The organism is Enterobacter sp. MF024, from assembly GCF_005843915.1.
GTDB lineage: Bacteria > Pseudomonadota > Gammaproteobacteria > Enterobacterales > Enterobacteriaceae > Enterobacter > Enterobacter barmai.
Genome location: NZ_VCBB01000006.1, coordinates 311,445 through 318,255, shown reverse-complemented (window position 1 = coordinate 318,255; position 6,811 = coordinate 311,445). Strand labels below are relative to the sequence as shown.

Here is a 6,811-nt window from a genome sequence, read left to right as displayed (position 1 = left end):
CAACTCCCTGGTCCGGCTGAAAATCGCCGAAGCGTTTCCTGTCGGCCGGGGCGAGGCGCATGGATGCGCCGAGAGGGCGTGACCTACATGGATGTAGGATCGCGCCCGACCCGATAGCCGAAAGGAATAAGCTGAGGGTACCGCGTAGCGGCGATTTTCTTTGCCGGGAGCCGGGGTAGCCAGGGGGGAGGCGGCGAGCCCCCCTGGCACGTTCACGGGTGACGCGCCTGACAGAGAAGTACAGAACGTAAAGTGAACGGAACTACCACCGATAGCCGCATGCTTCCCCTCACCCCAGCCCTCTCCCCAAAGAGGAGAGGGGATCTACCGTGCCCCTCATCTGATTGACTACAAATCAACCATTTTTAGCCTACGCTTACCCAATGTGAAAAACGGTTTTGAAAACTCATCTACCGCATTCATACAGTTATCATATAGTTAAATGATAATGATAATTAATGTGTTAAAGTGACTGCGTTCATAAAACTGCCGCCATAACCGCTTGAACATGAGGGAGGTAGTTTTCACGCTGAGCGAAATCCTCTCATCTCTGTCAGGCTGAATCATTGGGGCTATTAATGGAACATATTGTCTACGTCGTTGATGATGATCACGCTGTCAGGCGGTCCGTGGTTGGGCTGCTGGAGTCTGCCGGGCTGAACGCCCTCGACTTTTCCTCGGCAGAATCCTTTTTACAACACACCTTTGAAGACGTGCCCTCCTGCGTGATCCTCGATATGCAGATGCCGACCATCAGCGGGTTTGAGGTGGCGGACTCCCTGAAGGCCAGCGGACGCGAAATCCCGATTATCTATCTTACCGGTCACGGCACCATCCCGATGACGGTGAAGGCGATGAAGGGCGGCGCGTACGAGTTTCTCACCAAACCGGTGGCGTCGAATGACCTGCTGAACTCCATTGGCGACGCGCTGAAGCTGGCGGAAGAGAACGCCCTGCAGCTGCGGGAGCAGTACTCCCTGAAGCAGCGCCATCTCTCGCTGACGCCGCGCGAGCAGGAGGTGTTGCAGCTGGCGATCAGCGGGATGCTGAACAAGCAGATCGCCGCCGAGCTGGGGGTAAGTGAAATTACCGTCAAAGTCCACCGCCGTCGGGTGATGGAGAAGATGCAGGCCCGCTCGCTGGCGGATCTGGTCAGGGCCGCAGAGCGCCTGACCAGAAGCCAGCCCTCAGAGTGACGTCTCGCCCTCTGCCAGCGGCAGGGTAAAGGCGAAGACGCAGCCGTGCGGCTGGCGGTTGCTGGCCGTCAGCTTGCCGCGGTGGCGCTCGATAATGCTGTAGCTGATGGTCAGCCCCACCCCCATCCCCTGGGCTTTGGTGGAGTAGAACGAGTCAAAAATGCGCTCGCCCTGCCCCGGCGCGATGCCGGTCCCGCTGTCGGCAATCTCAAATTTGATCCCGCCCTTTTCCGGATTCGACGTCGACAGCAGTAGCGTGCCGGGACGATCCTTGATCTCCGCCATCGCCTCCACCGCGTTCATCACCAGGTTCAGCAGCACCTGCTGGATCTGCACGCTGTCAGCCACGATAAAACTGTTTTCTGCCGCCAGGGCAAAGCTGACGCTGATACTCCGGCGATCCAGCTCGCTGCGCGACAGGGTGATGATGTGGCGCACCAGATGGTGCAGATCGATGCGGGTAAAGGCCGGATCCTGCTTGCGGGTGAGCGACTGCAGGCTACGGATGATCTCCCCCGCCCGCTCGCCCTCGGAGACAATCTCCTCCAGCCCAATCCGCGCCTTATCCAGCCGGGCCGGTTCGCGGTTCAGCCAGCGCAGGCTGGCCCCGGCGTTGGCGACAATCGACATCAGCGGCTGGTTGATCTCGTGGGCGATGGACGAGGTTAACTGCCCGACGGTGGTGGCGCGCGAGACGCGGGCCAGCTCCGCCTGGGCCACCCGCATGGCGTCTTCTGCCGTGCGCTGGATGGTGATGTCGGTGATGATGCCGTAATACTCGTTCACTTCACTGCCCACCCCCACCGGATCGCCAATCCCCAGGATAGTGCGCACGGCACCGTCGGCGCGGATGATGCGAAATTCGGCGCGCATGGTCAGGCCGTCGCGCACGCTCTCGGTCACCAGGGTGCTGATGCGCGGATAGTCATCCTGATGCACAAACGTCAGAAACTCCGCCATCGAGATCATCTTCTGCTTCTCCGGCAGGCCCAGAATGCGGGCGTACTCCTCCGACATAAACATCAGATCCTGCTGCAGCTCCCAGCGCCAGCTGCCGGTGTGGCTGATTTGCTCCCCCAGCATCAGCGAGGTCTGGCTTGCCCGCAGCTCTTTCTCCACCCGGCGGCGCTGCTGGTTCTCCTCCAGCAGCTCGGCATAGAGCCGGGCGGTCTCCAGCGAGATGGCGGCATGGGCCCCCAGCAGGCTCACCACCCGGGAGTGCTCGACGGTAAAGACCTCCGGCATCAGGCGGTTTTCCAGATACAGCACCCCCACCAGCCGCGCCTGCTTGAACATCGGAACGCACATCACCGCCGCGCCGGAGGTGACCAGATACGGATCCTGGCTGAAGGGGTGGAACTCCTCCGGTTTACCGGTGTGGATCTCCTGCCCGGTGCGGATCACCGCCGCCAGCACCGTCAGCGGCATCTCGGTCGCCATCGGTACGTCTTTGCGGATCTGCACCCGCACCCCGTCGGTGGTGGTGCTGGCGCTGGCCTCGATCTCCGGGATGTTGTTGTCGTTTACCCGGATCAAAAAGCCGCGCTGCGCCCCGGCACGCTCCAGCAGGATGGTCATCAGGGTTTCGATCAGCCGCTCGAGGTTGATCTCCTCCGACAGAGCGCGCGACGCCTTGATCACGCTCTGCAGATCGCGGATCTCCTCGTTGCGGGCAAAGGCCACGGTGTCCCAGGCGTTGGCCTGCCCGGGCGCCATCAGCCAGGGGAAATCCCGCTCCAGCTGGCGCACCTTCGATTGCGCCCCCGCCCGCACCCAGGCGGTTATCGCCCCGCGGAAGTGGGCATCGGCGGCGGTGGTGTAGCCGCAGGCGTGGGCGAAGCGGCCCGCCAGCTCGTGGGCCAGGGCGTTGAACGGGTTGAAGCCCCCTTCGCGGGAGAGGCGCACCGCCTTCTCGTACTGTTCAAGGGCGATGCTGTTCATGCCGTCGAGGCGCACAATCTCGGCGTAAATCAGCGCCTCTTTATCGGCGAAGGTGCCGGGGTTGATCCGCGCCCAGAGGGCGATTTTGTCGTAATGGAGGTGGATCTGGCGACGCAGATCGGCGGTAAAGGTCTCCGGGGTCAGCTGCTGCGAGAGGGTTAGCGCGCTGTAGAGGTGGTAGTCCAGCAGATGAATATGGCCCGGCGCGGACCAGGCAAACCGCCCGGCCTGGGCCAGGTTCTCCGCCGCCTGCGGGAATTCGCCGCAGGCGAAGTGGGCCATGCCGCGATAGAGCCAGAACCAGAACAGCATGGTGGAGGTCTGCTCCGTGGCCTGCTCCGGGGAGGCGGGCAGCAGGGACTGCGGCAGCACCTCGCTGGCGCTCCACGGGCCGCTCACCGGGGTGCGCAGGTGCTCCACGTAGTGGCGCTGCATCAGCAGGATCGCCTCCACGTCCTGAAAATGGGTTTTGCGCACGAAGGCCAGCCCGCGCTCGATGCTCATCAGCACCGCGTCGAGGTGATCGCCCCGGGTCAGGAAATTGATCACCTGATGACAGGCGGCAAAGCAGGCCACGGTCATATCCCCGTGGGTCACGGCGGAGGTGAAGCAGGCTTTGGCGCACTCGATGGTGTAGCCCAGCGGCTGGGTCCAGACGCTGAGCTGATCCAGCGGCAGCAGGGTTTTGGCTTCAAAGGCGTCGTAGCCGTGGCGGTTCACCAGCTCCCGGGCCAGGGTGCCGTACTGGAAGCCGAGCCGGTATTCGGCGTAGCGGTGGCCAATCAGCACCCCGAACCACGCCATCGCGGTGGTGGAGGCGCCGGTAATGCCGTGGTCGAGGGTCAGGTGCATCATCCGGCACAGCAGCACGAAATGCAGGCGCGAGCTGGTAAAGCTGGCGAACAGGCTGGCGCTGTTGAGCAGGTTCATCACCGCCTCGGTATCGCCATCCTTCATCAGCGGCAGCCGGTTGAAATGGCTCTGCGGATTATCGCCAACGCGGTTGCACAGGCTCTGCCAGGCCTCGTCGCACTCGGCGGTCTCCGGGAAGCGGCTGACGTGAATGCCAAAAACCGCCAGCCAGCACAGGGCCGCCTCCAGCGCCAGCCGGTTGTCGGACTGGCGCATATAGACTTCCGCCAGCAGGTTGGCCGCCAGCGCCTTCTCCGCCAGCCCGCCGGGGGAGCCGAGAATGCGGTCGCACAGCCTGCGGGTGGTCTCAAGATTACCCAGCGCGAACTCGCACCCGGCCTCTTCGCTGTCGAGGATAAAGTCGCTGGCGCTCTCGGGCGCGGCACCGGCGTTGCCCAGCGCCCGGGCGGTCTGGATGTAGCTCAGGGCGGACAGATAATCCCCCGAGCGCCGGGCGCGGCGGGCGGCCAGCAGGCTCAGCTCGCGGAACATCTGGCGCTGGGGCGCAGGCTGGATGCAGTCCAGCGCAGCCGTGACGTGGTGGACGGCGCGGAACAGGATCTCGTTGCCCGCCGCCTGACGGGCCGACTCCGCCAGCAGGCTGGCGGTGGTAAGGTGCAGGCGGCTGCGCTCGGCGTTATCCAGCAGGGCGAACGCCGCCTCCTGAACCCGGTCGTGGGTAAAGGCATAGCCGTCGGCGCTGAGGGTGATCAGCTGCGCCGTCACCGCCGGGTGCAGGGCATAGCGGATCTCCGCCACCGACATCGACACCACCCGGCAGACCATCTCCAGCTCGCCGCTACCGCCCAGACAGGCGATGCTGCCCAGCAGGCGGCGGGTCTCTTCGGGCATCTCCTCCAGCTGCTGCAGCACCAGGGTGACCACGTTTTCGGTGTAGTGCCGGGTGCGGATGGCATGCAGATCGTAGTGCCACTTGTCCTGATATTTATTGTGCGTCACCAGCCCGTCATCGACGATGCGGCGGAAGAACTCGTGCACAAATAGCGGGTTGCCGCCGGTTTTCTCGTGGATCAGCCCGGCCAGATCGGTGGTGCTGGCGGAGCGGGTATGGAAGATGTTCGCCAGCCAGCGGGAGACCGCCTTCACCGACAGCGGCTCCGGGCGCAGCTCGGTGGTGTTGCGCGACGCCCGGTGCAGGTTCGCCAGCTGCTGATGCAGGGTGTTGTCCGGCAGCGAACAGGCGTCCCGGTGCGCCACCACCATCAGCAGCGGCATGTTACTGCCGTGGGTCAGCAGGTATTCGAGAATTTGCAGGCTGGCGGGGTCGATCCAGTGGATATCGTCCAGCAGCAGCACCAGCGGAGCGCCCGCGCTGGCGAAGGTTTTCACCAGCGCCAGCACCATGTGGCTGAAGCGCGCCCGGGCGTCGATAGAGAAGGTATCGCTGGTGAAGCGCGGCTTGTTGTCCAGCAGCAGCCGCAGCTCCGGCACCAGACTGACGGCCAGCTCTTCGTAGCCCTCCAGCTCCCTTGAGAGGCGGATCTTCCAGTGCGCCACCTCCACCGCCGGGAGCCCCAGCAGGTGCAGCGCCAGGGTGCGAAACGCCGAGGTCAGCGCGGCATAGGGCAGCGTGGGTGAAAACTGATCCACCTTGCCCACCGCCAGCAGCGCGCTGCGGTGCTGTAAGGCCTTCAGCGCCGAGGCGATCAGCGACGACTTACCGATCCCCGACGGGCCGCTGATGGCCACAAATCCGGCAATCCCATCCCGGCTCACCCGGTCAAAGGCGTGGATCAGATCCGCCGCCTGAGGATGAGCGGTGTAAAGCGTGTCGGTGAGATGAAACGCTGGCGAGCGATCCTGCAAACCGGGCGTGAAGGCGGCGATATCCCCCTCGTCGCTCAGGGTGGCCTGACAGCGGCGCAGGTCGGCAATCAGGCCATCGATGGTCTGATACCGGTTCTCTGGTTTTTTCGCCAGCATTTTCAGCACGATGGCCGACAGCATGGCGGGCACGCCGGGACTGACTTCTCCTGGCGATCGCGGTTCCGAGGCGATGTGATAGTGCGCCCACTTGCCCTGATCCTGGCCGCCCAGCTCAAACGGCAGGCTGCCGGTAAGCAGCTCGTAAAGCACCACCCCGAGGCTGTAGAGATCGCTGCGGCTGTCCACCGCGCGATGGGTGCGGGTGGTATGTTCCGGCGACATGTAGGCAGGCGTGCCGCCCACCACCGCCAGCCTCGACTGCTGCAGCTCTTCCGAGGTGCCGGACGACAGGCCAAAGCCTCCCAGCCGACAGGTATTGTCCTCGTGAATAAAGATATTCCCCGGCTTGATATCCCCGTGCACCAGGTTGCGCAGATGCATCAGCCGCAGGGGCAGGCTGATGCGGATCGCCAGCTCCAGAAAGCTCTGGATGCAGGCCATCGGCGCGCCCACGATGCGCGTCAGCAGCACAAAGGAAAAAGGGGCATAAACCAGTGCAAAGCGCCCGTGGTACTGGGTGCTGGCGACCGGACGCACGGCCCAGTCGACGCTCAGGTACTCCCGCAGGGCAAACTCGTTGCGCAGCAGGCGCGTTGCGCTGGCCTCTTCTTCATCACTCACGGCGGTGGCGATGATAAAGGCTCCGCCGGAACGGGGCAGTCGGGCGTTGAGCCAGCAGAGGCTCCCCTCCTGCCCCAGCGGGGTAAAAATGACGTCTTCTTTAAGCACAAAAGCCCGCCCTTCGGATAAATTTCCGGGGGCGGGCCAGATCTCAGGCAGCGATGGGTTAGTCATCCACGTTCCTTATTTTTCTT

The 6,811-nt window shown here is 63.7% G+C and carries 2 protein-coding genes; one reads left to right on the top strand and one right to left on the bottom strand.

All coding sequences use genetic code 11. The features are described from left to right. Positions 1 to 578: 578 nt before the first annotated feature. On the top strand, positions 579 to 1,196 hold the full coding sequence (locus tag FFB58_RS13570) for a response regulator (protein WP_039030554.1): 618 nt from the start codon (positions 579 to 581) through the stop codon (positions 1,194 to 1,196). On the opposite strand, the gene FFB58_RS13565 is transcribed toward FFB58_RS13570, so the two are convergent. Next, a complete protein-coding gene (locus FFB58_RS13565) occupies positions 1,188 to 6,791 on the bottom strand; it encodes an AAA family ATPase (RefSeq protein WP_138370157.1) in 5,604 nt (1,867 codons plus the stop codon). The two genes, FFB58_RS13570 and FFB58_RS13565, sit on opposite strands and share 9 nt — an antisense overlap. Positions 6,792 to 6,811: the final 20 nt, after the last annotated feature.